Raw genomic sequence first — 619 nt, 5'->3', positions numbered from 1 at the left:
GGCGAGGAATGGTCGGGCGAGGTCAGCATCGGTTCGGGCGACGGCGTGCGCCCATTCGACGTCCAGTTGCTGAAGCTGCCCTCGCAGGACGGCCTGCCCGGCCTCGACGGCGCCCGCTTCGTCTGCCTGCTGCAGCCGGCGCCGCAGCGCGGGCGCGATGGCGAGCGCGATTTCCGCCACGTCGCCGATGCGGCGCCGGTGATGATCTGGCTGGCCGGCCCGGACCGCTGGTGCGAGTGGGTCAACAAGCCGTGGCTGCAGTTCACCGGCACGACGCTCGACGAGGAACGCGGCAACGGCTGGACGCAGGTGGTGCACCCCGAAGATCTCGAGCGCTGCATGGGCATCTACTCCACCAGCTTCCATGCGCGCCAGCCCTTCGTGATGGACTACCGGCTGCGCCGCCACGACGGCGTCTACCGCTGGGTGCTCGACAACGGCGTCGCGCACACCAGCGGCGACGGCCGCTTCCTCGGCTACGTCGGCAGCTGCGTCGACATCCACGAGCGCAGGGAGCTCGAGGAGCGCCTGGCCGAGCGCACGCAGGCGATGCGGCTCTCCGACCGGCGCCAGGGCGAGTTCCTCGCGCTGCTCTCGCATGAGCTGCGCAACCCGCTGG

1 protein-coding gene is annotated in these 619 nt (G+C 71.2%); it reads left to right on the top strand.

Features of this window, described 5'->3' with window-relative positions; translation table 11 throughout:
* Positions 1–619 (top strand): PAS domain-containing protein (locus AC1D01_RS37775; protein ID WP_477875087.1); only part of this gene is annotated, 619 nt, incomplete at both ends.

This window comes from Rhizobacter sp. P3_B12, from assembly GCF_056402895.1.
This window is presented reverse-complemented; position numbering and strand designations above follow the sequence as displayed.